The organism is Microbulbifer mixtoriginis (SeqCode), from assembly GCF_052467705.1.
The window spans coordinates 3145103-3168759 of sequence record NZ_CP174322.1 but is presented as its reverse complement, the minus strand read 5'-3'; the positions used below and the strand labels follow the sequence as shown (position 1 = coordinate 3168759).

Sequence of the window (23657 nt, the reverse complement as noted above, 5' to 3'; positions counted from 1 at the left end):
AACCCCTCCATTGGCAGGGAGGCAACCGATGGAAAAGACATTGCCCTATTGGGTAGAGGAAAACCCGCTGTTAATCGGCATCCTGAATTTTATTCTGGATCGGCGGGACAGCCAGCTGGAACGCGGCAAGGAAGCCCGCATTAGTTTCAGGTTGGATTTGCGCGCTGGCAGCAAGCGCTGGTTGGAAGTGTTGGAGCCCCTCAGAGACCCGACTCAGGATGAGCAGGAACTGTGGAGTGAGCTCCAGCACTTTGCCAGTGAGTATCAATGTTTTGCAGTAAAACCGAACCCTAAAAGGCGACCGGGTGTTGCAGAGTGGCAGGGCGCTCAGCTGATCTTTCGGGACGCCAGTGAAGAGCAGCTGCGCCTGTGGCTCAATCGTCCATCCCCCAACTTGCGCAAGTCTGCCTGGATCAGTCTGCTGGAGCCCTATGCCGATCGCTTTGAGAATCCCGCGGCTTTTCCCGTAGAGGGTTTGGAGCTTCAAGCGGGCTTCGACTCTGCCGAGGAGATGGTCTCCTGCTGGGCCGCGATAAGTCGGGAATTGATTTTTGCCGAGCAAATCACCTGGCGGCAATTGGCCGCGCGCTGCTTTAAAGGGGATTCCAAATATCTTGATTTACCTAGTCGCCAGTCCCTGGTGCGTAACCTGTTTCCGGAGCTGAGCCGAAAAATTCGCGAGCGCCAGTTATTACTTCACGCCTACCTGCCGGAACAGTTTACGCAGGTGATTTTTATAGAGAACCAGGATACTTTTATCAGCCTGGCGGAATTGCAGCCCAGCTCCACGGCGTTGGTGTACAGCGAGGGCTATCAGGGTGGTGCGGAGCGGATTCGCAATTATGGCATTACTCGCTTTAGCACGATTAATTCGGCCACTACAGTTTCTCGGCAGCAATTTTCACAGTGGTGGTATGGCGATAATTTGGGTTTGCTTCCCGTTTTCTTTTGGGGGGATCTGGATTATGAAGGGCTGCGTATAGCCGCCGCGCTGAGGAAAAGTTTTCCTGAGTTGCAGTGTTGGCGGCCCGGCTATGATTTGTTACTCAACTCTCTGCACGCCGGCAAAGCCCATTCTCCCGACTTGGCGGAAAAGCTCGGGCAAAAACCTATCGAAATGATCGGCTGCCAATATGCGGATAATTATTTGATCCCAGCTATCTCGGCTAATAATTGTTTTGTGGATCAGGAGGCCGTCAAAACAGAGGCTTTGCTGGAGACTCTCTCTTAACGCTGGGCTTTTTGTCGCTATCGGATAAATTTCCCTTCCTCTTTATTGTGCGCTGGCTGTTGCAGTCGTTTCAGTCAGCCTTAAAGCTTGTTTTTTATGCGCGAGATCTCGGAAGATACAGAAAATATACGGTAAAAATGCCCTTTAAAAATAACAAGGGAAGTTTCTGGAGATCTCTATGCGTCAGTTTTCCATTTTGGTCATTTTTGCTTTGGCCTTCGGCGGCGCCGCTGTTTTATATGAGAAGGAAAGCCGTAAAGTTAAAGGCGTACTGACTCAGATTACCGAACTGCAGGCGCAGATGGGAGATTTGCAGGCAGAGGTCAATCGGCTCAACAGCGAGTTGGAAGCGGTTAAGCTGGCCGAGCGCCGACGACCAACGCTAAGCACTATGGCCAGCCGTATCCGCCGGGAGTCCAGCACCTCCATGCCGCCCAAGCCCGTCGTGGAAAAGCGATTCGAGCAAAAACGCTCCGCTTTAATTGCCTCCGATGTCACCAAGGCACCCCCTGCTATCCAATCGGGGGAGGAGCAGGGTGGCCGCGAGAGTAATGAGTGGTCACGTCCCACGATGGATGCAGACCAATATCAACGGGAGTCCTCAAAAGAGGAGGTACTGGACCCCTACCAGTAATTTTCAATCACCGGTTGATTCCTGCTGTAAAGCCCGCAAAATACCTGCCTCTTGGCACACAATGCGCCAGGTATTTCGCGGGTTTGCTGTGTCTGGCAAACCCGTTTTATAGCCACTGATTGTGAGGGGGCGATCCGGCCATGTCGTTAAATAAATTCTACTCATCGCTCAATAGTCAACTCGAAGGTCTGCTATCCGCCGAGAGGGATTGGCTGGCCAATACTGCCAATGCCAGCGCTCTGTTGTTTATGGAGTTGGAGGATATCAACTGGGCGGGCTTCTACTTTTTGCATGATGATGAGCTACGTCTGGGACCCTTTCAGGGCAAGCCCGCCTGTACTCGTATTCCCGTAGGTGCCGGAGTTTGCGGTACGGCGGTATCCAGCGGAGAGTCTCAACTGGTAGAGGATGTGCATCAGTTTCCAGGCCATATCGCCTGCGATGCGGTTTCTGCTTCTGAAGTGGTCGTTCCACTTTACGATAATAACGGCCACTGCCTTGGGGTGCTCGATATCGATAGCCCGACCGTTGCCCGTTTCACCGCAGAAGATTTGGCTGGCTTACAGGGCTTTGCCCAAGTACTGCTGAAATCTTCAGACCTGCCACAAAGCTAATGGCACTACTGTGGCAGAAGCAGGTGGGAGACACCTGTTATGAGGTGCGCAACCACGGCGCCAGCGTACGTTTGTACAGCAATGGGGTTTTCCATTCCCAGTGGAATCCCCGCGATCCCCTTAAGGGCTCCCTGTGGGAGCTGCTTCTGCTGCCGGCCTTCTTTCTACCCGAGAAGCGTCTGAACTCTGTATTGTTATTAGGTGTTGGGGGCGGTGCCTTGATCCGCTTGTTACAGGCTTACACCTCGGCGAAACGTATTGTTGGGGTGGACCTGGACCCGGTTCACCTACAGGTGGCCCGCCGCTTCTTCGGAGTTAAGGATGTAGAGCTGGTACATGCCGATGCCAAAGAGTATGTGGCAGATTACCTGCAAAACCCCTCTGCTGAGCCGTTTGATCTGGTCATCGATGACATATTTGGTCATTTTCAGGGGGTGGCACAGCGCGCCGTGCCCGCAAGTCAAGAATGGTGCGCCAACTTGATGCGCCTATTGCACCGGGATGGGGTTTTAGTGAGTAACTTTGGCGATCTTCAGGAGCTCCGAGACAGTGCCTGGCGTCAAAAGGCTTTGCGCAGCCGTCTGCGTGGCGCCTGGATGGCCTACATGCCCCAATACGAAAATCATATTCTGGCGGTGAGTAGGAAAACGCTTTCACTGGGGGAGCTGAAGAAGCGCGCTCCAGCTAAAATCAATCCCGGTAGCCCCAGTTGTCGCCTGTATGCTCATCATCGACTTCTGCGTTGAGTTATCTGTCTGGAGCGCCCTGGCGGCTCGATAGGCAAAGAGAAAACTGCCACTGTCGTTTTTTTGTTGGGTGTTGTTGGCGCCCTTTCTCACTGCCTGTCTATACTGACATTAGCGACTTATTACTCCAGGGCTCGTTAATGCGGTACAAAACAGTTGAGGAAGTTATTCAGGAAGGAAGGGATTTTCATGCCAAATTGGCGCTGCAATACGAAGAGTATGAGCAGCTTGCCACCAACAAGCGGGTTGAGCTGCTCCTAGATCAGCTTCGACGACGGGAAGACTCCATGAAGCATTCACTGGAGAACTTCCACGCCGATTTGCCTCCAGGTGCCTTGCACACCTGGGTGCAATTTGCCCCAGAGGGACGCGAGAAGGAGTTTCTGCAGCGCCTGCGCAGTATTGATATCGATAATCTAGATGACATTGCCAAACTGGCTATGGACATTGAGATTTATCTGGCCGATCAATACCGGGATCTGGCCCAGGGGGCGGAAACTCCCTCGGCGCGTGAAGCCTTCGAGCGCTTGCGACAACTGGAAGAGCTGGAGGAGCATACCCTCTCGATGAACCTGTTTAATTTGCGCGACTACTAATTCTACCGACTCAGCCGGTCCGCAAATTTGATTTTTGTCTCCTGGCGACTGCTCGCCTAATTTAGATAGACGCCGGCAAACTGCGCCCTAAGGGCGCAGCCGGTATACACAGAAGCCTTTTTCTTTGGTGATCAACTGCACCTCAGAAAAGTAACGCGGCCCCTTCTTGAGCAGCGGAATAAACTCGTTCACCACAAACAGCGCCGTTCCGGTTATTTTCAATAACCGTGCGCTCTGTTGCAAAAAGCGATCGGTGAGATCGCCTTCCACCTGGAATCCCTGGTGGAAGGGCGGGTTGCACAGCACCAGGTCCGCAGCACCGCTTTCCAGCTCTGCCCCGGCATCTGAGGGCAGAACTACGCCCTTGATACCCTGAGTTTGAAAATTTTTCTTACAGGCGAGTAGGGCAGCGGCATTATTGTCGATAGCGGTAAAGTGGAAGCTCCCCAGTGACGCTAGTCGGGCACTGAGATAACCGTAGCCAGAGCCGAGGTCGATGACTTGGGCGCCCTCCTTGGGAAGCTCGGTGGTGAGCTGTTGGGCTAGCAGGGCGCTGCCCTTATCAATCTTATTCCAGCCAAACAGGCCGGGCTTGCTGTAGAGGCCGCCTAACTCTGGCAGGCTGCGTAGCTGCGGGTAATCCTCCTCACCGATAGGTGTTCCACCCTGGGGATGCTCCACCCGGTTAACACTGCAATAATCGTTGCCGTATTTTTGCAGATGCTTACTGCCATCCAGGCGCTCAGCAACTTTAGCCGCATAGCTTTTAATGCCGCTCTGCTTTTCCCCTAACAACACCAGTTCACCGCCCTCACCGAGAAACCGTGGGGCCTGGTTGATAATATGGTGAACGACGGCTTTTTCCTTGGAGACCGAATAAACAATGCGGCGGTAGCGGCGATCCAGCTCTTCAAGGTGAAAGTCGTTATAGAAGCTGCGCCCAACCTTACCCTGGGCCAGCTCGGCAATATCCCAGCGGTTGGTAAGGAGGTCACCTTCGAAGTGAAAGCCCGGCTGTAGTAAAGGCTTGCTGTTTTCATCGGCGATCCACAGGGTTTCACTCGGCACCTGTGAGATTTCCTGGAGGAGAAGCGAGGACATAGTCTTTATTGTACCGAAGCGATTTCTTCAGAAGTTAACAGCCGGTATTCGCCTTCCTGGAGCTCTTCATCCAGGAAGATATCGCCGATTCTCTCCCGGTGCAGTTCGATTACCCGGTTGCCCAGGGCGGCAAACATACGCTTGACCTGGTGGTAGCGGCCCTCACCGATAGTGATGCGCACCTCGTTAGCGTAGAGAATCTCAAGCTTGGCCGGCTTGGTTCTTTTCTTTTCATTGTTGAGCCAGATACCTTTGACAAACTTTGCCACCGCATCTTCCTCAATTTTCTCTGCCAGCAGAGCGTAATAGGTTTTCTCACAGTGGTGGTTCGGTGAGGTCACTTTGTGTGACCACTGGCCATCATCGGTGAGTAGCACCAGCCCGGTGGTATCGATATCCAGGCGCCCGGCGATATGTAGCTTGGCTTTGTTGGGCTCGTCAATCAGGTCCAGCACCGTAGGGTGTTCGCCATCTTTGGTCGCGCTTACATAGCCCAGGGGTTTGTTCAACATAATGTAGCGTGGCCCCGGCTCGTGCAGGGGCTCGCCGTCCAGGTACAGTGCATCGCTGGCCTGTACCTTGGCGGCCGGATCGGTGACTATCTCGCCGTTTACGCTGATACGCTCCGCCTTGGCGGCGCGCTTCACATCGGAACGGGAGAGGTCAGTCACCTGGCTGACCGCCTTATCTAGTCGTATAAAACTAGCCAATCTTGCGTTCACCGGAATCGACAGATTGGTAGATCAGGGTATTGATGGTCATGGGGCCAACACCGCCGGGCACCGGGGTGTAGGCGGCAACGCGCTCAGTTAGCGGACCCAGTTCGATATCGCCCACACCGCCTGGATGGTAGCCGGCATCGACAACCACTGCGCCATCTTTAATCCACTCGGCCTTAATAAACTCAGGTTTGCCCACGGCGCCCACTACGATATCGGCGCGGCGGATATGTTCGGCCAGGTCTTGAGTGCGGGAGTGGCAGATGGTTACGGTGGCATTGGCATTCAACAACATGGCAGCCATCGGCTTGCCCAGAATGGGGCTGCGGCCCACGACCACGGCGTGCTTGCCTTCCATTTCGATATTGTAGGCTTCCAGCAGGCGCATAATGCCTTTAGGGGTTGCACAGCCATAGGCCTCTTCACCCATGGCCATACGGCCAAAGCCAAGGCAGGTCACGCCATCTACATCTTTCTCCAGGCTAATCGCGTCGAAACAGGCACGCTCATCGATCTGTGCCGGCACCGGGTGCTGAAGTAGGATACCGTGGACGTTGGGGTTGGCGTTGAGCGCCTCAATCTTGGCGAGTAACTCCTCAGTGGTGGTGGAGGAGGGCAGTTCCACCTGCATGGAATCCATGCCGATACGGCGGCAAGCATTGCCCTTCATTTTTACATAGGTAGCTGAAGCGGGGTCATCACCCACCAGGATGGTCGCCAGGATTGGCGTTTGCCCACCGCTCTTCTCTTTTAGTACGGCTACCCGAGCCGAGAGTTCTTCTTCAGTTTTCTGTGCCAGGGCCTTGCCGTCCAGAACCAGTGCAGACATAGATGCTATCTCTAACAATAAAAAATCGATGGCTAATAGACCGGAGTCTGCTCCAGCACCTACTGTATATAGAAGGGCGGAAGCAGGCGATTTTTAAAAACGCTTACTTTTTATCCGGTCGGATTCGCGAAGTGCGCCATTTTCGCACAGGTTGGAAATAATTTCGCCACTTCTGGGCCCAGATAGGCAAAAGGATAAACTTCTTTAAAAATAATAGCTTAGAAGCGTTGACATGGGCCGGGGGTATCATTACTATGCACGCACTTCGCAGCTACAGCGACTTACACAACCACCTACGGGGCGGTTAACAGAGTCAAAGAGGTGCGAATGATTGGAAAAACGGGGCATAGCGCAGTCTGGTAGCGCGCCTGCTTTGGGAGCAGGATGTCGGGGGTTCGAATCCCTCTGCCCCGACCAATTTTCCGGGTTCACCTTGCGCCCGTAGCTCAGCTGGATAGAGCATCCGCCTTCTAAGCGGATGGTCGCAGGTTCGAGTCCTGCCGGGCGTGCCATCTTCACAAGATGGTGCTGGTTTGGCAAAAAGGACTTAGTCTGAAGCCAGATTGGCTGCAAGAGATATCCGGCAATCAGTACTGCCACAAGGTGCTGAAGTATATCACTTTTATGGTGGCCGTAGCTCAGTTGGTAGAGCACAGGATTGTGGCTCCTGAGGTCGCGGGTTCGATCCCCGTCGGCCACCCCAGATTCTTCCTTGTTTATCAAGGACTTAAAACCTCGCCTAGTGCGGGGTTTTTTCGTTTCTGATTCCAGTGTGGTAATTTGGTGTGGTAATTATGGCCTCAATCCATGTTGAGGTTTTATGTTTTTAAGGATGTAAGGCATAGGGGCTGGAGCAATATGGATGTTAAGTTAGATAAAATTAAAAAAGCTCTTGCTGTCGGTTATGAATTCACTGAGCTGCAAGAAAGGTCCAATCAAATAGAACAGAGGCTATCCCAGAGTGATGAGTCAGGCGTGGAGGTGGCTCTCTCTGAATATAGGAGCTGGAAAGGGGCGCTGCAGTGCGATCGCCAAGCCCTGAATGGTGTTGCTGAAGACTTGGAGGCTCTTTCTGTGGAGCCCGGAGTGAATTCTGGTTTGTATCAACAGCTGAAGAGTAGGCAAAATAAAGTGACAAGGGTCATTGATTCATTCTTGCCTATTATCGAGAGGCGAATCGAAAACCTTGAAAGGTTGGGTCGTGATAGATTGGAGCGAAATCAGGCCGAACTCTCGAGACGTGCAGTGCATGCTGCTGAACTTGCAAATACAATTGCTGCTGATAGTTCGACGGCGGCGAAGGTGAGTGCAAGTGCAGCCAAGCAAAGTGCTCAAGTTGCAGGGGATGGCGTCAAGCTTACAAAAAAGATGTTCTGGGCAGCAGTTGTTTCGGCCTTGGTAGCTGTTGGTGCGCTCATAGGTCAGATCTACTCTCAAAATAAAGATGTTTCTGTAAATCTAAACTCCCCTGTGGCCTTACAACCAGTTACCCTCTCTGATGAATCAATAAGTAACCTAACTCACGCAATTGCAGTTGAGTTATCTAAAGCACAAGGTGAGCAGGTCACTTTATCGCCTGAATCAATTGAAGGCTTGAGAGCTGTGTTGAGGCTTGAGCTTGAAAAAGATGTTCGTGTTGAAGTTGTAGAAACCAAAGGGGATGTGGAGCAAAAGGCAAACTAAATTATTTGTCTTTCTTTGGGCGCTTCCGGTCTAGGCTGACAACTTTATCTGCTGTTCGATTATATCGCTCCGCCATAGAGCGGGTTTTGTGTCCTGTAAATTTCTGCACGTCACCGTCAAAATCACTGGCGGCTTTAATTTTCAGATCGTGAAACCGAAAACGCTCCTTAATAATTCCCGCTTCCAAGGCGGCTCGCTGCTCTCTTAGCCAGGTAGCATTAAAGCCCATCCGGGTAAAAGGTCGCCCGGTACGGCTGCGAATAATATGAGCTGTTTGAATTTGTGCATCAACATTGCTCGCAAGTGCGCGTTCCACAGCTTCCCTTAGTGCTGGGCTCCAGAGTTTTATCTGTGCTTTTCCGGTTTTGCTTTGAATAACAAGCAGACCATCTTCTTTCATATCTGCTCGCGTAAGTGCCAATACATCCTGCTGTCGGGCTGCACAAAGATAACTAATCTCCATGGCGCATTGGTGCATAATGTGGCCGCGCTCACCAAGCCATTGCCAAAAGGCTTCATACTCCCAGTCTTCCAAATAGCGACCGCCAGCTTTTTCCTTGAGTGCTTTAACTACCGTTGTTGGGTCTTCGATTTTTACAAACCCTCTTGCCTTACCCCATTTCATCACAATGCCTAGAAAGGTTTTTTCTCGGTTTGCTGCGGTAGGGTGTTCTGCCCCGCGGGCATCCAAAAACATCTGTACCAGTGGTGAAGTGATTGAATCAGGTGTCATCTCTCCAAACACTGTCAATATACGTTGGCTGTAGCGGTAGTAGTCTTTTTGAGTTTGTGGCTTGATGTGCTTGGTGTACTGAGGTGATGCGAAGTACAACTCAATTAGGTCTTTAAGAGTGAATTCTTTCTCGACTAGGCCTGCAAGGTAGCGTTCATATGCCGTCCAAACTTCTGCTTTGCTGGCATCCTGTTTAGCTAAGTGCTTAGTTGGGTAGCCCCTTCGGTTTACTCGAAAGCCATTCTTGTACCGCTCAACATGTGGTGGCATCCATGCATTTTCGGGGTTACGCCTTCTGCCCATCAGCTTGCTGCTCCAAGGTTAAAGCCTGGGGGTAGATTAACACCAGCTAAGTCGGGTTTTGAGGCCCCTCGGGCTAGAATGGCTTGATTAACCATTTCCCAGGTGAGAGCGGGGGATCGATCCTTTTTCAGCACATAGGGAATCCGATTGGCATCGAGAATACGCTTTTGCTCCTCGGCATTCTCGGCGCCAGCGCCCGTTAGTCGGGCTATCTCATGCTTGGTTAGCAAGTTACCCATCGCACATCCCTCGCGTTGTTGTCTTCTACCTAAAAAGCCCGCACTTGGCGGGCTGAGAACACTATTTTTAATTGGGCTCAGGCGTATTGCGGTTCTGCCTGGGGTTTTGATTCTGGGTGAGGGCAGTCTTTGGGTTTATCTTCAATGATTTTCTTATCGACTATGCGATAAATTTTTGCCTTGTCGGTTTTCTTATCGAATATCTGCGCCCAGTCGGTAAATAGGTCATTTTGAGCGATGCGCTGCACTTCTTCGAAGGCCTCCTCTTCTGTGGCGTAGGAGCGCTTGAAATCTTTGATGCCGCCCATTAATAGGTTGTAGGAGCCAGTAAGCAGTGCGTATCTTTTCATTAGATTTTCCCATGTTTAAAAATGGGCTCCATGCCGGCAGCCCAAGGACGGTTACCTCTGACTGAATGCGTCGGGGCGCGGTTAAATTTCTAGCTGGCTTGGGAGATGGAAGTCTTTTCGATCAGATCCCGAATCCACACCATGCCTTTCGATGTCACCTTGGTATTGATATACGGCACCTTCACCGGGCCACGGCTATATTCGGCATTCTCTGCAACCAGTAACCCCTGTTGTACGGCAGCCTTTGTCGGTGAGTTGCGCATAGGTTCACGGCTATGCAAAAGGTCGCTATTTCTTAGTAGCTTCAGCAGGTTGTTTCTACCCATTTCTAAAGTTCGGGCGGCCTGGGTGATGGTGAACAGTTTTTCCTTTTTCACGCTGCCTCCTGGTCCTTCAAATTTTGTTCTGATGGTTGGCCCTGGATGGCTTCGGAGAGTGCGGCGATTTGCTCTTGCATGCCGTTTATTTGTAACTGCTGAGTTTCTACCGTGGCCATTAGGTCTTGAGTGATTTTTAGTAGTTGGGAGAATTCATTCATGGTCCGCCCCTACTATTTTTTTGAACTTCCGCTCCCTGCCAATTGCCGGCTCCCAGTATTTGCAAAGCTGACAATTCCAGCCGCGTAATAACAGCTTCCCGTTGAATACTGGCCCTGCGGGTTTTCCGCAAAGGGCGCAATGTATCCGTGGCAGCTGCTGCGGTTTGTTCATGCTGCACCTTTCCTCTGGGTTTCGAGGTGAGACCACTCGACACAAAGGGTGCGAAATTTTTTTTCGCCCTGTGCGATTACGCTTTGGGGCTCCTTGCCTTGATAGCGAAGTGTCATCACGTTGAGAGCGTGCTGATAGTTCTCCCCATCAAGTAGTGATAACTCGGCAACGGGAACCGTAAAGTCGTTGCTGTTCCAAGCCGAAAGCAACACCTGTGCGGCAATTGCACTAGCACCGGAATATCCGTTGGCTACAGTGAGCAGGGTTTCCACACTCTGGGTTGGGCTGAAAGTATTCATGCTGCATCACCTCCAAAAGGTGGCCAATCATTTTGGTGCAGTGGCCGAGCAAAAGTGGGTTTTGGCTGTACGAACCGGATGAGCGTTTTGCGATCCGCGTTGGCGATATCGGTGCGCTGCTTGAGGCGATCTACGTCGTTTTTGCTCATAGCCGCTGGATGTACAAACACGGTGGTGGTCATGCGATTCCCTCCCGGTTGTTGCGGATGCGAATGGTTCGAACTGTGGGGCGGCGCTGGAAGCGGGTGCGTAATTGGTCTTGAGCATCAACTCCCATGCCGCTGAGTACGCAGGCGAGCAGAGCGAATTGAATCAACCCGTGCTTTACAGCCTTGGCCACTGCGTCTGTGCTGTTGCGGGCGTGGGGTTTATAAAAGCACTCGGCCAGCAGGTTGGTGACGTTCGTTACTGAGCACTGCATGGCTTCGGCAGTCTCTTTGTTGGAGAACCCATGAGCTCTAAGTGTTAGAGCTTCAGCTTGGCGCCAATGGCCTTAGATTGCTGGCTGTGTGCATTTTGATGCCCTGTCCTTGGTTAATAATTGCAGTAGCCGAAAGTAAATTATCTGGCCAATAGTCATAAGTTAATTTCTTAAAAGGTCCTCTCCTTGATATGCTCAGAGAGCGCTTATCACGGAGGATAAGAATGAAAAAAATAAGACATGCAGTAGTAGGAGTTCTGCTAGCGACTGGCCTTGGTGGCTGTACTGCAACGAACCAGACGCCAGTGTTTATTAGTGAGTACTTTGCTTTAGAGCACCTTTCAACAAAGCAAGAGATATTGAGTAAGGCGAGGCAAGCTTTGTTGAGAGATGGGTTTCAGATTTTATCCTCTGATTTAGAGGCTGGTTATATCTCTACAACCCTAAAAAACTAGAAACTTACGCCGGAGCAGGCCAATTGTGGTGCTAACGAGGGCAGAGATTATTTAGAGGATAATTACACCAAGACAGAAGTTGCCTTTAATGTGGTTGTTGATGATAGGGATGTGATTGTTCGTTCAAACATTCAGGGCGAATACTTACCGGGGAAGCCGGCACAGGATCTCACTTTGAACTGTGTTTCTCGCGGTGTTATTGAAGTTGAGATGGTCAAAAAAATTCTATTGTGACTCTCAGCATTCAGAAAGGCCCACTAATGCGGGCTTTTTTTTGTCCTACTCAGGGGTGTAGGAGCCAATAATTACGTCACAAAAGGATATATTTTTGCCTGTAACTTCCATCGGGGAGTAGGTTGGGTTGATGGGGCGTAGATAAATATGGCCCATGTCTTCTGCATAGCTTTTGAAGGTGACCTCACCATTTATTTTGGCGATAACTCGGCAGCCATTGGTCAGAGGTTTGTCGGGGTCGACAAATATTGTTTTCCCCTCTGGATAAGAGCGCTGGGCTGGGTAAGGGCTAGTCATGCTATTGCCATTCACTCGTAATGCGTAAGCGCGGCCTGAGTGAGTACCGGGGCAGGGCAACCAAGCTTCGGCTTCCCCAGGCTCTAATAGATCTACTGCGCTATATGGGAATTTATACAGGAGGTGGGTGTGAGCTTTGAAGCTGCGGCATGGGCCATTAAACGCAGGACCCAGAACACCAGCAGCAAAGCTAGTTTTAATCGCGGTGGCCGATTGCCATAACAGTGACACGGGGCAGTGTGACCAGGGTAATGCCTACCTGGCCGATGTTGCGCAATGCACAAAGCGCTCGGTGATTAATGCCATCGAAGAGTTGGAAGAGCTGGGCTACCTGAGCGCCGAAAAATCCAACGGACGTAGGACCAATTATGACCTCTTTCTACACGTAAACCGGTGCAATGATTTCACCGGTGAAAAATCTTCACCGGTGAAAATAAAACACGAACCGGTGAAATCTGTGCACCCAACCGGTGAAAATGACAACACGTCCTTCTCTATAGAACCAGTAAGAACCAATAAGAAACCAGTAGAGAGAGGCGCAGTTCCAAATCGCGCCAACCCCAAACGCGGCACACGCTTGCCTGGAAACTGGATTCTCACGGACAAATTCCGTACCGAAGCCCAACGCCTCCGCCCAGATCTGATCCCCCGAATCCACGACATTGCCGAAAGCTTCCGCGATTACTGGATATCCCAACCCGGCCAGCGGGGCGTAAAACTCGATTGGCTCGCCACCTGGCGCAACTGGCTAAAACGCGAGAAATACATCACTCCGCAACCTCGGGCGTCAGGGCAGCGGCTAACGCGAAACCTCAGCGCAGTCGAAATCGCAACGGATACCAACTGGTAAAACCCAATCACCAAGGAGAGCTCACCATGTGCACAGTCACCATCCCAGAAGCCATCGAAAGGATTTCCACAACCAACCCCAGCAGCCCCCTAGCCGTATTCCGCACCAAGTACGCTCACCTCGTGGAGGTTGTGTTCGCGAATACGGTGGTTACCCAATTCTGGATAAACCAGGGTCACATAAATTACCTGGGCACCTATCACCGAGACAATTTGCATGCAGCCGAAAGGCGACTTCAGGATTATTTCGAGAGTATGCCGCAGGCTGCTTGATGGGGTGCTTGGCTGGTTTTGGCTTTAAAGATTCGAAGGGGGAGGGGCAATGTCCGAATTAGGTGTACGTGAACTGTTGTGGGAGTGGTCCCGAGCCTACCAGGAGAGAGCAGGAGATTCAGTATCCTGGCCCCGTATGTCCTCCTTTGCTAGGAATATGAAGTCAAATTATCGAGAGAACCCAGAACCGGTGAACGAAGGAAGGGCGGAGGAAACTGATCAAGTTGTTGGTATGTACCTTCGAGCGGTAAAGGGGCGCAATAACCAAGATAAAGCCAGAGTTGAGTTAACAGTATTTTGGCTCCGTTACTTCCGAAGATGGGAATTGCAAGAGGTGGCAAAGGTGGCAAAAAAATCGGTAGCTAGCATTAAGATTCTATGCCAAATCATTGAGTCCAGCATAGAAGTGGGCTACAAGATGCGAGAGAGGCTTTAGCAGGGATGAGGAAAGGCCCTTTCCCTTCCAATTAATTAAGTACAATTTTTTATTATATCAATTTGCTCTGGCCATTGGTGCCTTAATTATTAAGCCTTATTAACAGTTAAGGTCGATTGTGTTCGATATCGTATTTTTACATAGTATCTATGTTTTGGCCTAACCTGCTATTTAAGTATTAAGAATTTCCTGCTATTAAGGAGTTTTACTATGCGAAACAAGACCTTAAAGCTGCTAGTCTTGTTCCCATTGCTGCTTGGGTTACCTTTATTTGCTAATACGTCGGAGTTAAAAGTCGCTATAGCTAATGATGCACCTCCTTATGTTGCTGATAATGCGAAGAGTGGGCTTGAAGTCGAAATAATCCAGCAGGCATTGCCTGGGTATTCAATAAAATTCTTGCAGATGGGTTGGGGGGATATTCAAAATGCTATTAAAAATGGCATAGCAGATGCTGAGACGAATGTGTATGAGCATGGCGAGACGGGTGGCCATTATTTCTCAAATAACTATGTTGGGTTTGTTAATTACGCAATTAGCCGCAAGAGTGAAGATATTAAAATAGATAATGTGAACGATCTTGTAGGGCACCATGTCATTGCCTGGAAGGGGGCTCACCTGGATCTAGGGCCAGAATTTGAGCGCCTTTTCTCGCCTGGAGGGGCAGGTAGCAAAAATTATGTCGAGATACAAGATTCACGAGATCAGGTCCGGGATTTCTGGAAGAACGAAGATTCTATTGCCATTATCGATAAGAGTATTTTTTCTCACTTCTCCATGAATCAGGGGCACTCAATGGATGAGGTGGATACTCACAAGGTCTTTTTACCGGTATCGAAATTTAAAATGGCGTTTAAGGATGAAAAGACCAGAGATGAGTTCAATAAAGGACTGGCCCGTCTTTGTTCTACAGGTGAATATGCAAAGCTTCTTAGGAAACATGGCATTCAGGAAAAGGCAAATATCTGCGAATGAGCTGGTGATCTAGATGCTATTAGAGGCTTTTAGGATTTACTGGTACGCTAATTTCTAATCTGTGCATACATACATACAAACTGTATTTATTGACAGCTAGCCATCAAAAGAATAATCTTGGGCAAGCTGTCGAGCTGTATGCATAGCGACCGATCATCCTTTCTTAAGCCGGCCCCTAAGCCGGTTTTTTTGTGCCTAAAATATCTGGCCGTCCTGATGGTTAGCTCTTTTTATTCTGAATTTATTAAATGTTTAAAAGTTAAAATCCATTAATGGATTAACCGACATTAATGATTGTATACATATTTTGTTCTGCCAGGTTGGTCAGGTTAGTCAGGTTTTTTTTGTGAAGATGTTCTAAATGAGATGATCTGAATCTCATGATTCTTGTTTGTAGTGAAATTAATTTGTAATGTATTGCGCGCCAACCATTTGAAATATTTAAATTGAATGCTAATGAAGGTTGGGTTACTAGTTAAAAAGAATCTCAAGGAAAATTTTGAATGAGAAAGGTAGTTTTGTCATTTGCTTTGGCTGTTGCTTCGGTTTTTGCTACATCTGCTGCATTTGCAGCAACTCCATATAAGTATGACTATTGCACTTCTTTAGGGCTTGGTGGAGATACGAGCAAGGTTAAGGGGGATAGGTACGTTATAGCTGGCTCTACTAAAACCTATGAGCATGAAGGTGGTTCGGCATTCTATAAAGAAACTGCTTTATTTAACACTAAGGAAGGTTATGTTGGTGCTGATGATTACAGTTACCAAGACTTCAAGTGGGTGGCGAAAAAGAATATCAACTTCCCAACCCGTGGCTCAAATTATGTATCGATAGGGATACCGGTTCCGGCTGAGGTTGGCGGTAAAACTAATCTGTGTAAAAACATTAATGTTCAGTCTGCCCCCACTATCTCGGTAAAAGCGTTGAATGCTAATGCTGGAATATATGCAGCAGTAAACAGTTCTTACGATACTTCATACTCCAAGGCAGCTCTTGAGGGAGCGAAGGTTACTTATACTTGGTATTTTTCAAATATGACTTACCCTGGTACTAATTACCAGAAGGTTACTTCAACCCCATACACAACTCTTTATACTGATTTTGGTGGCACCTATATGGTGATGGCTACCATTAATGATGGCGCACATTCAAAGAGTGTAAATTTAGGGCAAGTGCGAGTTGCAGGCGGTGCAACGCCATGTGATCCCTTCTGCACCAATCCAGCGGATTAATTAATTTCGCTACTTTCAAGGAGCCCGCTTTATGCGGGCTTTTTTGTGCCCGAAATCCGGGAGCTAATACCTCATGTTTGAATTAACGCGATTCGCCTATGGGCCTGATGCCACATTGGGGCGGCTGAGAGTGCGTGACTGTGTGTTTCATACGGTAGAGCGCCCGTGGTTGGGGAATCGTCCGTTCGAGAGCTGTATTCCTGAAGGGGTGTATTCCTGTAATCCCTATAACTCACCAAGGTTCCCCAATGTGTGGGAGCTACAGGAAGTCCCTGGCCGCAGAAAAATATTGATCCACACCGCTAATTATTCGGCGGATGTGCAGGGCTGTATTGGTATTGGTTCTGGCCTGGCTCCCGGTGGCTGGTGGGTGATGCAATCCCGCAAGGCAATGCAGCAGCTGCGAGAGCTGCTCCCGCCTGAGTTTGATCTGACAATTACGCACTATGTGCCGGAGTATCCGTGATGGGTATTTGGTCTGGAGTAAAGGGTTTATTTGCTGGCCCAGAATCTGCGGGCAAGGTGCTGGATGCCACTGTGAATACCGTGGATGCGGTGTGGTTTACCAATGAGGAAAAATCCCGTTGGTATCTCAAATACCTAGAAGCCACGCAGCCGCAGAATCGGGCACGACGATTAATTGCCTTTCTGGTGACATTGGTTTGGGCGCTGCTGGTTTTATTTATTGCGGCGGCCATGGCTTTTAAAGCGCCTTTTGTAGCAGACCTGAAGGGCCTGCTGGTGGATGTGGTTGTGCAGCCTTACAGCATCATCATCGGCTTCTATTTCGTGAAGTCGTGGGTGAGTGAGGTTAAGCGGTGAACACTGTAGCTCAAGAGGCAGCGAGGGAAGCCATGGTTCAAAAGATCGCCAGTGCAACCACTACGGTTGCTGCGGGTACAGCGGTAGTCGGTGGGTATGCAGCACAAGAGTTATTGGCGGTGGGTGGTTTCTTGATTGCTTTGAGTGGATTCATTGTGAATTGGTATTACAACCACAAGCGCTCGAAGCTGCAAGAGCAGCAGGGCGGGGACGATGGACGTTAGTGTGAAGCTGGATACTTCAAAGTTTGATCAAGCATCTGCTGAATTAAAAAAGCAATTGCCTTATGCCAGCTCGGTTGCCCTAAATAACGTGGCCTTTCGTATACGGGGAGAAGAGCGCTCAGCGATGGGGCGTGTATTTACAAACCCTGCAAAGTTAACGCTGAACTCTGTATTGGTAAAGAAAGCCACGAAGCGTTCTGGCATTGCCAAAGTCTTTATCCGTGATCAGGTTTCCAACGGAACTGCACCGAGTAAATATCTGGCCCTGTCGATTATGGATGTGAACCGGAACGATAAGCGCTTTGAGCGAGCCCTTCGGCATATGAGTGTCCTGCCTGTTGGTATGTATGTGGTGCATGGTGAAGCGGCGAGATTAAACAAGCATGGGAATATCTCGGTAGGAACCTATAAAAAAATCCTGGCTGAATTGCGGGGCAACCCTGGCTCTACAAGTGGTAGAGGTAGTGCGCAGGGTAAGAAGGGCAAATATTTCGTTGGCAAAGTTAATGGTGTCTTAGGCGTTTGGAAGAGGGCAGGCGGTAAGAGCCGGCCAACGGTTAAGCCCATTCTGATATTCCTCAAGGGGAAGCCAGACTACCGCAAGCGATTCCCATTTATCCGCATTGCCGAAGGCATAGCGCGGCGGCACCTGCCGATTGAACTGGATAAGGCCATGGATCATGCGATTGCGACCGCAAAAAGACGTTGAACGGGTCCTCCTGAGGGGGCCAACACACGGGTGATTCGGACCCCGCTTTTTTAGAGGAGGTGCGCCAGGCCTGGATACCGCAGCCTAAAATCCCGCTGATTGAGTGGTTGCCGGACAATATCAAACTGCCCTCGGAGGATAGCGATAACGCCGGCTATTACCGCAACGATTATGTGCCCTATTTCTTGGGCGTAATGCACGCACTGGATAATCCAGTGTCGTGGATGGTGGTAATGCAGAAGGCCGCGCAGATCGGTTGGACGGTTCTGCTGGCCACCGATATTTGTAAGGTCGCCGTCACCGAACCGGCCCGCATCCTGATGCTGTTTCCCAAGGATGAAAAAGGCCGGCTGTTTATGGATGAAAAGCTGGTGCCGATTATCGAAGGCTCACCAGCGGTGAATCGGGTGATCGATGTCACCACCAGCCGCAAGGGCGGCAGCCGCTCGACGCGTAAGAAATTCCCCGGTGGTGAAGTGCGCACCATTGGCTCCAACTCGATTTCCAATGTGAAATCCACCACGGCCCGCCGGGGCTATGTGGAGGAGCCGGACGATACCAACAAAGACGTTGGTGATCAGGACGATTCCATTCGCCACCTGCGCGAACGCCTCAAGCGCATGCGCAATAAAAAATTAATTATTGGTGGCACACCTGCGGTAGCAGATCTCTCCCAGGTAGAGCACTACACCAAGCTCGGCACCATGCGCGTGCTGCCGGTGACCTGTCACGACTGCGGTGAGTCCCATGTATTGGATTAGGAAAACGTCAGCTGGCTGAAGAAAGAAGAGGGCATACCGCACCCCGTATTCGGCCTACATCAGCCTGATACGGCTATCTATGGCTGCCCGGAATGTGGCAGCGAATGGGATGACTACCGCCGCCAGGCCAATATTCTGCAGACCTGTAAAACGGCGCGAGAAAATGGCGATGACTTTGCCGGCTGGATGAAAACCCAATGCGGTGAAGATTTTGCAGAGGAAGAAATCGAACCGGTAGAAACCTTTATGGAGCTCTCAGAGCTCTATGTGTGTATCCCCGGCACTGGCCTCGCCGATGTGGTGCGGGATTTTCTCGAAGCCGAACACGAAGCCAAAAGCGGCGATGAATCCGCACGTATCGTATTCCAGAACAACAAACTGGGCCGGCCTTACCAGTACGCCGCCAGTCGCTTGCTAGACCACGAAGAGTTGCAGAAAGCCGCAGAGGACTACCCGGAATTATTCTGCCCCGCTGGCGGCCTGCTGGTAACGGTGGGCATCGATGTGCAACACGACCGCCTGGCGATCACTATCCGCGCCTTCGGGCGCAATGAAGAAAGCTGGCAGATGTTCTGGGGCGAGATCGATGGCGATACTGCGGACAAGCGTGATAGCTGCTGGGACGCCCTGGACAAGTTGGTATTCCAGCCTTTTAAGCACGAACGCTTTGGTGAGATCCGCGCAGCCGCGGTAAGCATCGATTCCTCCGATGGGGGCACCAGCAACGCGGTCTATCACTGGGTGAGAACCCGCGATAAGAAACACCGCGGTATCTTGGTGATGGCCATTAAGGGTGACAGTAACGACTTCGGCACCAAGGAAATCTTTTCCCAACCCAGACAGGTGGATTACAACAATCCCAAGCGCCGTACCAAGGCCGACCGCTACGGAGTGCGGGTGTATATCGTGGGTACTCACAAGGCGAAAGACCTGATCGCCAAGCGCTTGCTTGGCACTAGTGCCTATATGCACAGCTGCAAACATGTACGGCAGGACTACTGGGAACAGGTGACTGCCGAAGTGAAAGCCCCCAGTAAAAAAAATAAAGGTCGGGAAACCTGGCAGCAGCGCCCCGGCAGACCCAACGAGGGCACCGATACCGAGGTCTATGCCCTACACGCAGCCCACGCCAAGGGCATGCATAAATACAACGAAAAAAAATGGTCCAGCATTGAATCACAGCTGGGCCAGCGCACCCTGTTTAGCGAACCGGAAATATCACCGGATCAATCTCAGCCAGCCCCGAAAAAACTACACCGGCCAGCACAGCCGGTGGGCTCCCTACTGGATAGTTAAATGTCGAAAACCGCACAAGCCATGGTCGACCTCTATATCGAGGCCGAGCTAGATGTGCTCGCCGGTAAAACCACGGTGATTAACGGCCGCCAATTTACTGCAGAGAACCTGCAGGAAATCCGCGCTGGTCGTCAGGAGTGGGAGCGCCGCGCACAGCAAGAAAAACTCAAGGCTGTCGGCAAACGCCGCGGACCCGCCAACGCGAACTTTTACTCATGAACAAACTGGATTCTGTTATCGGGTTCTTTGCGCCCGAGGCCGCCCTGCGCCGTGTGCAAGCCCGCCGCGCCCTGGAGATCGCCGCCGCCTATGAAGCGGCACGGCCAAGCCGGCTGAGGAAAAACCCCGGTGATAACCGCAGTGGGGATTTAGTCATTGAAGGCAGTGTGGAAACACTGCGCGGCCAAGCCCGGCACCTGGAGCAAAACCACGATTTTGCCTTTGGCATTCTCACCACCCTGGTCAACAACATTGTCGGCCCGCGCGGTATCGATGTGGAATTCCAACCTAAAACCTGGGATGGCGATATTCACGAAGGTCTCGCCAGCCAAATGAATGAGGCTCACAAGGAATGGGCGCGGCGCCCGGAATGCACCCGGCAATTCAGTTGGGGCAAATCTCAGCGGCTGTTGTGCAATACCTGGCTGCGCGATGGCGAAACCCTGTTGCGGCACCTACAGGGCACAGTGCCTGGCTTAAAGCACCGTACCAATGTGCCCTACACCATTGAATGCCTGGAGCCGGACTTCCTTCCGGTGGATTACAACGATCCCAGCAAACGCATAGTGCAGGGTATTGAGAAATCCGCCTGGGGCGAAGCCAAGGCCTTCTGGCTCTATGACGAGCACTCTGGAGCCTCTTTTAACTGGCGGATAAAGCGCAGGCGCCACAGTGCGGAAAATATCGAGCACCTGAAATTTGTGCGCCGTCTGCACCAAACCCGAGGGGTTTCCATCTTTGCCGCAGTAATGAATCGCCTCAACGATATTAAAGACTATGAAGAAAACGAGCGTGTTGCCGCCAAGATTGCCTCGGCCATGGTGGGTTTTATTCAGAAGGGCAGCCCTGATACTTATGAGCATGATGATGCTTGGGATAGTGAAGGAAAGCGTATTCTCGACATCCGTGCCGGTGCCATCTATGACGATCTCCGCCCCGGGGAATCTGTCGGCACCATCCAGAGCAATCGCCCCAGTGGCCTGCTAACCCCATTCTTGGAAACCATGCACCGCATGGCCGCCGCCGGCACCATGGCCAGCTTTAGCAGTATCAGCAAAAACTACAACGGGACTTATAGTGCGCAGCGCCAGGAACTAGTGGAGCAGTGGACCAATTACGAAACCCTCAGCCTGGAATTTTGCGAGGAGATCGTGGAACCGGTCACCCGGCGTTGGGTGCAAATGGGGTTACTGGCAGATGCCTTTCAAGTACCGGCTGATGTCAATCCGGCCACCCTGATGCATGTCGACTTTATTACCCCGGTGATGCCCTGGATTAATCCAGCCCACGAAGCCAGCGCCGATGAAACCCTTCTGGAAAATGTATTGGTCAGCCCACAGCAGACCATCCGTCGCCGTGGCAAAAAACCTGATGACGTTATTAAGCAAACCGCTGCTTGGCAGAGAAAGCTGAAAGAAAACGACATCACCACCCCAAGCAAACGCGCTGCGGTCCCCGTGCAAGAAACTGAATCCGAGAAGGAGTGACTTATGCCTGATCAATCCTGGTACGACATGAAGGCCCAGGCCAATGGCGTAGCTGAAGTTTTTATTTATGACGAGATCGGAGCCTGGGGAATCCCTGCAAGTGTATTTGCTAGGGATCTACGCACACTGGGTAACATCAGCAAGATTAATCTACGTTTCAATTCGCCCGGTGGTAGCGTGTACGACGGTACTGCTATGTATACCTTACTGAAGGAACATCCAGCCGAAATTGAATGCTGGATTGATGGGCTCTGTGCAAGCATGGCAACCATTCTGTTCCTCACAGCAAAGCCTGAAAAAAGGCACATTGCCGCAAACGGCTACTTCATGATCCATAACCCAGCCCGTAGTGCGTCGGGAGATTATCGGGCTATGGAAAAGGCTCGCGATTTACTGGCCAGAGTACGCGATGTGATGGCCCGTGAATATTCTGATGCAACCGGGTTAGATACTGAACGGCTCTTACCATTAATGGATGAGGAGACTTGGTATATCGGCGAGGAAGCGGTAGCTGCTGGATTTGCCAGTGACACCACCGAAGCAATAGAGATGCAGGCCTGCGCCAGCAAATCCTTGGTATCGGCTTTCAAAAACACACCTGAAGCGATCCGCACTCAAAGCGCTGCGGAAGTAACCCACAGCGTATTGGTAAATGGTTCAGGGGATTCCTCTGAACTTACCGCTGCTATCACAAAATATATTTCAGCTTCCAATAATTCATCTACTCAGTCTGCGGTTGCAGACAACCCACACCAGACCAAGGAGGCGCAAGCCATGACTACAACCACCTCCACTACGCCAGCTGCAACCGCTGCGACTGAGGTTACCCCAGAAATGAAAGCGCAGATTGTTGCCGATGCCAGAGCACAATTTGCAGCGGATGAGCAAAAGCGCAAAGACACTATCAAAGCCGTTTTTAAGGGCTTCGAAGCGCACAGCACGGTAATGCAATCCTGCCTGGATGATATGGACTGCACCGCGGAAAAGGCCAAAGACCAGTTGCTCACTGCCCTGGGTAATCAAACTCCAACTCCAGTGCAAAGCTACAGCGTGGTGGTGCAGGAAGGCGAGGGCATCAAACGCATCAAGGCAGACGCTGAAAACGCGATTGCCATGCGCGCCTTTGGCGAGAAGCGCACCGAAGGGAATAGTATGGCCGGCTATACCATGCTGGAAATTGCCCGCATGTTGATGCACGCCCACGGACAGAATTTAGCGGGCCTGGATAAAATGGGCGTGGTTGCCGCAGCGTTTACCCATAGCTCTGGTGACTTCGCGACGGTCCTCGGCAATATTGCTAATAAATCGATGCTGAAGGGGTACTCTGAAGCGGCAGAGGTGTTTCCGCAGTTTACCGCCACTGGAAATTTAAGCGATTTCAAGATAGCTACTCGCACGGATCTTGGCACCTTCCCCTCACTGCGCCAAGTGGCCCCCGGGGCAGAATTTAAATATGTGAGTATCGGCGAGCGCGCCGAGACTGCCGCACTGGCCACTTACGGTGAGCTCTTCTCCATTACTCGCCAGGCGATTATCAATGACGACCTGGGGGCCTTCACCCGAATCCCACAAAAAATGGGTCTCGCTGCTATTCGCACCGTGGGGGATCTGGTGTTCAGTATCCTGATCAACAATCCCAAAATGGCCGATGGCAAGACCTTATTCCATACCGACCATGGCAACCTAGCTACTAAGGCAGGCATTAACACAGCCAGTATCGATGCCGCGCGGGTATTGATGGGCAAACAGAAGGACGGCACCGCTTTCCTAAATATCCGCCCCAAATTCCTGCTGTGTGATATTGCCGACGAGGGTGCCGCAAAGGTTGCGTTGGAGTCAGAGTTTGAAGTTGGAGCTTCTGAGAAATCCAACACTGTACCGAACAGTGTGCGCAATATTGCCAGCGTGATCTCCGATGGTCGCCTCAGCGGGCACAATGGTTGGTACCTCAATGCCGACCCGGTAGCGCATGACACCATCGAAGTGCTTTACCTGGATGGCCAGCAAGCCCCAGTACTGGAACAGCAAAACGGCTGGAATATCGATGGGGTGGAATTCAAAGTCCGCCTCGACGCAGCCGCGAAAGCCTGGGATGCAAAAGGCATGGTGAAAACGCCCAAGACCTAATACCCAGCTTAAACCGAACCAAACCTTAGAGAATCCGAAAAGGGCCGCACATC

32 protein-coding genes, 3 tRNA genes and 1 pseudogene are annotated in these 23657 nt (G+C 51.1%); 24 read left to right on the top strand and 12 right to left on the bottom strand.

All coding sequences use genetic code 11. The annotated features are described in order from the left end of the window. Nucleotides 1–28: 28 nt before the first annotated feature. The 5 genes from ACJJIB_RS13940 to ACJJIB_RS13920 all read left to right on the top strand — a co-directional run bounded on the left by ACJJIB_RS13940 (nt 29) and on the right by ACJJIB_RS13920 (nt 3821). On the top strand, nt 29–1231 hold the full coding sequence (locus tag ACJJIB_RS13940) for a Wadjet anti-phage system protein JetD domain-containing protein (protein WP_444886513.1): 1203 nt from the start codon (nt 29–31) through the stop codon (nt 1229–1231). Nucleotides 1232–1409: 178 nt separating this feature from the next. Further along, a complete protein-coding gene (locus tag ACJJIB_RS13935) occupies nt 1410–1865 on the top strand; it encodes a hypothetical protein (protein WP_444886512.1) in 456 nt (151 codons plus the stop codon). 140 nt (nt 1866–2005) lie between these two features. After that, entirely contained in the window at nt 2006–2479 is a 474-nt protein-coding gene (gene msrC / locus ACJJIB_RS13930) for a free L-methionine (R)-S-oxide reductase MsrC (RefSeq protein WP_444886511.1), read from the top strand. Further along, nucleotides 2479–3225, top strand: a complete 747-nt coding sequence (locus ACJJIB_RS13925) for a methyltransferase domain-containing protein (protein ID WP_444886510.1) — start codon at nt 2479–2481, stop codon at nt 3223–3225. The genes msrC and ACJJIB_RS13925 overlap by 1 nt, the downstream gene beginning before the upstream one ends. Before the next feature lie 140 nt (nt 3226–3365). After that, nucleotides 3366–3821, top strand: coding sequence for a hypothetical protein (locus ACJJIB_RS13920; protein ID WP_152453116.1), 456 nt, complete (start codon nt 3366–3368; stop codon nt 3819–3821). A gap of 87 nt (nt 3822–3908) precedes the next feature. Here ACJJIB_RS13920 and ACJJIB_RS13915 read toward each other — a convergent pair whose 3' ends face one another. From ACJJIB_RS13915 to folD, 3 genes are read right to left on the bottom strand one after another with little or no spacing between them, the layout of a single operon-like run. Then, on the bottom strand, nt 3909–4889 hold the full coding sequence (locus ACJJIB_RS13915; protein ID WP_444886509.1) for a class I SAM-dependent methyltransferase: 981 nt from the start codon (nt 4887–4889) through the stop codon (nt 3909–3911). Nucleotides 4890–4927: 38 nt separating this feature from the next. Then, on the bottom strand, nt 4928–5593 hold the full coding sequence (gene rsuA / locus ACJJIB_RS13910; protein ID WP_444886508.1) for a 16S rRNA pseudouridine(516) synthase RsuA: 666 nt from the start codon (nt 5591–5593) through the stop codon (nt 4928–4930). A gap of 31 nt (nt 5594–5624) precedes the next feature. Continuing rightward, nucleotides 5625–6470 (bottom strand): bifunctional methylenetetrahydrofolate dehydrogenase/methenyltetrahydrofolate cyclohydrolase FolD, encoded by an 846-nt coding sequence (gene folD, locus ACJJIB_RS13905; RefSeq protein WP_152453122.1) that lies wholly within the window; start codon nt 6468–6470, stop codon nt 5625–5627. Between the two features lie 340 nt (nt 6471–6810). Between folD and ACJJIB_RS13900 the strand changes: the two genes are divergently transcribed. From ACJJIB_RS13900 to ACJJIB_RS13885, 4 genes are all read left to right on the top strand, one after another. Continuing rightward, nucleotides 6811–6887, top strand: a tRNA-Pro gene (locus tag ACJJIB_RS13900). 18 nt (nt 6888–6905) lie between these two features. Then, nucleotides 6906–6982 (top strand) — tRNA-Arg (locus ACJJIB_RS13895). 115 nt (nt 6983–7097) lie between these two features. Then, nucleotides 7098–7173: transfer RNA gene (locus ACJJIB_RS13890), tRNA-His, on the top strand. A gap of 155 nt (nt 7174–7328) precedes the next feature. Next, nucleotides 7329–8153, top strand: a complete 825-nt coding sequence (locus ACJJIB_RS13885) for a hypothetical protein (protein ID WP_444886507.1) — start codon at nt 7329–7331, stop codon at nt 8151–8153. Between the two features lies 1 nt (nt 8154). On the opposite strand, the gene ACJJIB_RS13880 is transcribed toward ACJJIB_RS13885, so the two are convergent. The 8 genes and pseudogenes from ACJJIB_RS13880 to ACJJIB_RS13845 all read right to left on the bottom strand — a co-directional run. Further along, on the bottom strand, nt 8155–9156 hold the full coding sequence (locus ACJJIB_RS13880; RefSeq protein WP_444886506.1) for a tyrosine-type recombinase/integrase: 1002 nt from the start codon (nt 9154–9156) through the stop codon (nt 8155–8157). 32 nt (nt 9157–9188) lie between these two features. Then, nucleotides 9189–9428: a DUF4224 domain-containing protein gene (locus ACJJIB_RS13875; protein WP_252082084.1), complete on the bottom strand. Its 240-nt coding sequence runs from the start codon at nt 9426–9428 to the stop codon at nt 9189–9191. A gap of 77 nt (nt 9429–9505) precedes the next feature. Continuing rightward, nucleotides 9506–9778, bottom strand: a complete 273-nt coding sequence (locus tag ACJJIB_RS13870; protein ID WP_444886505.1) for a hypothetical protein — start codon at nt 9776–9778, stop codon at nt 9506–9508. 89 nt (nt 9779–9867) lie between these two features. Next, entirely contained in the window at nt 9868–10155 is a 288-nt protein-coding gene (locus ACJJIB_RS13865) for a phage antirepressor KilAC domain-containing protein (RefSeq protein WP_444886504.1), read from the bottom strand. Next, nucleotides 10152–10316 carry a hypothetical protein gene (locus ACJJIB_RS13860; RefSeq protein WP_444884490.1) on the bottom strand — a complete coding sequence of 55 codons (165 nt, stop codon included), beginning with the start codon at nt 10314–10316 and terminating at the stop codon, nt 10152–10154. The genes ACJJIB_RS13865 and ACJJIB_RS13860 overlap by 4 nt, the downstream gene beginning before the upstream one ends. Before the next feature lie 168 nt (nt 10317–10484). Further along, nucleotides 10485–10787: a DUF7673 family protein gene (locus ACJJIB_RS13855; protein WP_444886503.1), complete on the bottom strand. Its 303-nt coding sequence runs from the start codon at nt 10785–10787 to the stop codon at nt 10485–10487. Continuing rightward, on the bottom strand, nt 10784–10969 hold the full coding sequence (locus ACJJIB_RS13850; protein ID WP_444886502.1) for a hypothetical protein: 186 nt from the start codon (nt 10967–10969) through the stop codon (nt 10784–10786). The genes ACJJIB_RS13855 and ACJJIB_RS13850 overlap by 4 nt, the downstream gene beginning before the upstream one ends. Beyond that, nucleotides 10966–11226, bottom strand: a pseudogene (locus ACJJIB_RS13845) (DNA-binding response regulator); the annotation flags it as partial. The pseudogene ACJJIB_RS13845 and the gene ACJJIB_RS13850, both read right to left, overlap by 4 nt. A gap of 206 nt (nt 11227–11432) precedes the next feature. On the opposite strand from ACJJIB_RS13845, the gene ACJJIB_RS13840 reads away from it, so the two are divergent. Then, complete coding sequence (locus ACJJIB_RS13840; RefSeq protein WP_444886501.1) at nt 11433–11663, top strand: hypothetical protein; 231 nt, start codon at nt 11433–11435, stop codon at nt 11661–11663. 279 nt (nt 11664–11942) lie between these two features. Here ACJJIB_RS13840 and ACJJIB_RS13835 read toward each other — a convergent pair whose 3' ends face one another. After that, nucleotides 11943–12194 carry a LexA family protein gene (locus tag ACJJIB_RS13835; RefSeq protein WP_444886500.1) on the bottom strand — a complete coding sequence of 84 codons (252 nt, stop codon included), beginning with the start codon at nt 12192–12194 and terminating at the stop codon, nt 11943–11945. 136 nt (nt 12195–12330) lie between these two features. Between ACJJIB_RS13835 and ACJJIB_RS13830 the strand changes: the two genes are divergently transcribed. The 14 genes from ACJJIB_RS13830 (at nt 12331) to ACJJIB_RS13765 (ending at nt 23604) form a co-directional block, all read left to right on the top strand. Then, entirely contained in the window at nt 12331–13044 is a 714-nt protein-coding gene (locus ACJJIB_RS13830; protein ID WP_444886499.1) for a helix-turn-helix domain-containing protein, read from the top strand. 26 nt (nt 13045–13070) lie between these two features. Further along, on the top strand, nt 13071–13316 hold the full coding sequence (locus ACJJIB_RS13825; protein WP_444886498.1) for a hypothetical protein: 246 nt from the start codon (nt 13071–13073) through the stop codon (nt 13314–13316). Between the two features lie 49 nt (nt 13317–13365). Next, nucleotides 13366–13752: a hypothetical protein gene (locus ACJJIB_RS13820; RefSeq protein WP_444886497.1), complete on the top strand. Its 387-nt coding sequence runs from the start codon at nt 13366–13368 to the stop codon at nt 13750–13752. Between the two features lie 210 nt (nt 13753–13962). Continuing rightward, nucleotides 13963–14727, top strand: a complete 765-nt coding sequence (locus ACJJIB_RS13815) for a substrate-binding periplasmic protein (protein ID WP_444886496.1) — start codon at nt 13963–13965, stop codon at nt 14725–14727. A 503-nt stretch (nt 14728–15230) separates the two neighbouring features. Then, nucleotides 15231–15959 carry a hypothetical protein gene (locus tag ACJJIB_RS13810; RefSeq protein ID WP_444886495.1) on the top strand — a complete coding sequence of 243 codons (729 nt, stop codon included), beginning with the start codon at nt 15231–15233 and terminating at the stop codon, nt 15957–15959. A gap of 73 nt (nt 15960–16032) precedes the next feature. Next, the gene (locus tag ACJJIB_RS13805; RefSeq protein WP_444886494.1) at nt 16033–16425 is read left to right on the top strand and encodes a DUF5675 family protein; all 393 of its coding nucleotides are present in this window, start codon (nt 16033–16035) and stop codon (nt 16423–16425) included. Beyond that, nucleotides 16425–16781, top strand: coding sequence for a hypothetical protein (locus ACJJIB_RS13800; protein ID WP_252084500.1), 357 nt, complete (start codon nt 16425–16427; stop codon nt 16779–16781). Before ACJJIB_RS13805 ends, ACJJIB_RS13800 begins: the two co-directional genes overlap by 1 nt. Next, on the top strand, nt 16778–17005 hold the full coding sequence (locus ACJJIB_RS13795) for a holin (RefSeq protein WP_444886493.1): 228 nt from the start codon (nt 16778–16780) through the stop codon (nt 17003–17005). The genes ACJJIB_RS13800 and ACJJIB_RS13795 overlap by 4 nt, the downstream gene beginning before the upstream one ends. Then, on the top strand, nt 16995–17714 hold the full coding sequence (locus ACJJIB_RS13790) for a hypothetical protein (RefSeq protein ID WP_444886492.1): 720 nt from the start codon (nt 16995–16997) through the stop codon (nt 17712–17714). Before ACJJIB_RS13795 ends, ACJJIB_RS13790 begins: the two co-directional genes overlap by 11 nt. Before the next feature lie 59 nt (nt 17715–17773). Beyond that, the gene (locus ACJJIB_RS13785) at nt 17774–18475 is read left to right on the top strand and encodes a phage terminase large subunit family protein (RefSeq protein ID WP_444886491.1); all 702 of its coding nucleotides are present in this window, start codon (nt 17774–17776) and stop codon (nt 18473–18475) included. A gap of 186 nt (nt 18476–18661) precedes the next feature. Then, nucleotides 18662–19771 (top strand): terminase gpA endonuclease subunit, encoded by a 1110-nt coding sequence (locus tag ACJJIB_RS13780; RefSeq protein WP_444886490.1) that lies wholly within the window; start codon nt 18662–18664, stop codon nt 19769–19771. After that, the gene (locus ACJJIB_RS13775; RefSeq protein WP_444886489.1) at nt 19772–19990 is read left to right on the top strand and encodes a DUF6148 family protein; all 219 of its coding nucleotides are present in this window, start codon (nt 19772–19774) and stop codon (nt 19988–19990) included. Further along, nucleotides 19987–21477, top strand: coding sequence for a phage portal protein (locus ACJJIB_RS13770; RefSeq protein ID WP_444886488.1), 1491 nt, complete (start codon nt 19987–19989; stop codon nt 21475–21477). Before ACJJIB_RS13775 ends, ACJJIB_RS13770 begins: the two co-directional genes overlap by 4 nt. A 3-nt stretch (nt 21478–21480) precedes the next feature. Beyond that, nucleotides 21481–23604, top strand: coding sequence for a ClpP-like prohead protease/major capsid protein fusion protein (locus ACJJIB_RS13765; protein ID WP_444886487.1), 2124 nt, complete (start codon nt 21481–21483; stop codon nt 23602–23604). The last annotated feature ends 53 nt before the right edge of the window (nt 23605–23657 follow it).

Excerpts from the sequence above, each read along its gene's own strand:
- ACJJIB_RS13940 (WP_444886513.1), top strand. The coding sequence starts at position 29 with ATGGAAAAGACATTGCCCTATTGGGTAGAGGAAAACCCGCTGTTAATC.
- ACJJIB_RS13935 (WP_444886512.1), top strand. The coding sequence starts at position 1,410 with ATGCGTCAGTTTTCCATTTTGGTCATTTTTGCTTTGGCCTTCGGCGGC.
- msrC (WP_444886511.1), top strand. The coding sequence starts at position 2,006 with ATGTCGTTAAATAAATTCTACTCATCGCTCAATAGTCAACTCGAAGGT.
- ACJJIB_RS13925 (WP_444886510.1), top strand. The coding sequence starts at position 2,479 with ATGGCACTACTGTGGCAGAAGCAGGTGGGAGACACCTGTTATGAGGTG.
- ACJJIB_RS13920 (WP_152453116.1), top strand. The coding sequence starts at position 3,366 with ATGCGGTACAAAACAGTTGAGGAAGTTATTCAGGAAGGAAGGGATTTT.
- folD (WP_152453122.1), bottom strand. The coding sequence starts at position 6,470 with ATGTCTGCACTGGTTCTGGACGGCAAGGCCCTGGCACAGAAAACTGAA.
- ACJJIB_RS13885 (WP_444886507.1), top strand. The coding sequence starts at position 7,329 with ATGGATGTTAAGTTAGATAAAATTAAAAAAGCTCTTGCTGTCGGTTAT.
- ACJJIB_RS13880 (WP_444886506.1), bottom strand. The coding sequence starts at position 9,156 with ATGCCACCACATGTTGAGCGGTACAAGAATGGCTTTCGAGTAAACCGA.
- ACJJIB_RS13875 (WP_252082084.1), bottom strand. The coding sequence starts at position 9,428 with ATGGGTAACTTGCTAACCAAGCATGAGATAGCCCGACTAACGGGCGCT.
- ACJJIB_RS13870 (WP_444886505.1), bottom strand. The coding sequence starts at position 9,778 with ATGAAAAGATACGCACTGCTTACTGGCTCCTACAACCTATTAATGGGC.
- ACJJIB_RS13860 (WP_444884490.1), bottom strand. The coding sequence starts at position 10,316 with ATGAATGAATTCTCCCAACTACTAAAAATCACTCAAGACCTAATGGCC.
- ACJJIB_RS13855 (WP_444886503.1), bottom strand. The coding sequence starts at position 10,787 with ATGAATACTTTCAGCCCAACCCAGAGTGTGGAAACCCTGCTCACTGTA.
- ACJJIB_RS13850 (WP_444886502.1), bottom strand. The coding sequence starts at position 10,969 with ATGACCACCACCGTGTTTGTACATCCAGCGGCTATGAGCAAAAACGAC.
- ACJJIB_RS13840 (WP_444886501.1), top strand. The coding sequence starts at position 11,433 with ATGAAAAAAATAAGACATGCAGTAGTAGGAGTTCTGCTAGCGACTGGC.
- ACJJIB_RS13835 (WP_444886500.1), bottom strand. The coding sequence starts at position 12,194 with ATGACTAGCCCTTACCCAGCCCAGCGCTCTTATCCAGAGGGGAAAACA.
- ACJJIB_RS13825 (WP_444886498.1), top strand. The coding sequence starts at position 13,071 with ATGTGCACAGTCACCATCCCAGAAGCCATCGAAAGGATTTCCACAACC.
- ACJJIB_RS13820 (WP_444886497.1), top strand. The coding sequence starts at position 13,366 with ATGTCCGAATTAGGTGTACGTGAACTGTTGTGGGAGTGGTCCCGAGCC.
- ACJJIB_RS13815 (WP_444886496.1), top strand. The coding sequence starts at position 13,963 with ATGCGAAACAAGACCTTAAAGCTGCTAGTCTTGTTCCCATTGCTGCTT.
- ACJJIB_RS13810 (WP_444886495.1), top strand. The coding sequence starts at position 15,231 with ATGAGAAAGGTAGTTTTGTCATTTGCTTTGGCTGTTGCTTCGGTTTTT.
- ACJJIB_RS13805 (WP_444886494.1), top strand. The coding sequence starts at position 16,033 with ATGTTTGAATTAACGCGATTCGCCTATGGGCCTGATGCCACATTGGGG.
- ACJJIB_RS13800 (WP_252084500.1), top strand. The coding sequence starts at position 16,425 with ATGGGTATTTGGTCTGGAGTAAAGGGTTTATTTGCTGGCCCAGAATCT.
- ACJJIB_RS13790 (WP_444886492.1), top strand. The coding sequence starts at position 16,995 with ATGGACGTTAGTGTGAAGCTGGATACTTCAAAGTTTGATCAAGCATCT.
- ACJJIB_RS13780 (WP_444886490.1), top strand. The coding sequence starts at position 18,662 with ATGAAAACCCAATGCGGTGAAGATTTTGCAGAGGAAGAAATCGAACCG.
- ACJJIB_RS13775 (WP_444886489.1), top strand. The coding sequence starts at position 19,772 with ATGTCGAAAACCGCACAAGCCATGGTCGACCTCTATATCGAGGCCGAG.
- ACJJIB_RS13770 (WP_444886488.1), top strand. The coding sequence starts at position 19,987 with ATGAACAAACTGGATTCTGTTATCGGGTTCTTTGCGCCCGAGGCCGCC.
- ACJJIB_RS13765 (WP_444886487.1), top strand. The coding sequence starts at position 21,481 with ATGCCTGATCAATCCTGGTACGACATGAAGGCCCAGGCCAATGGCGTA.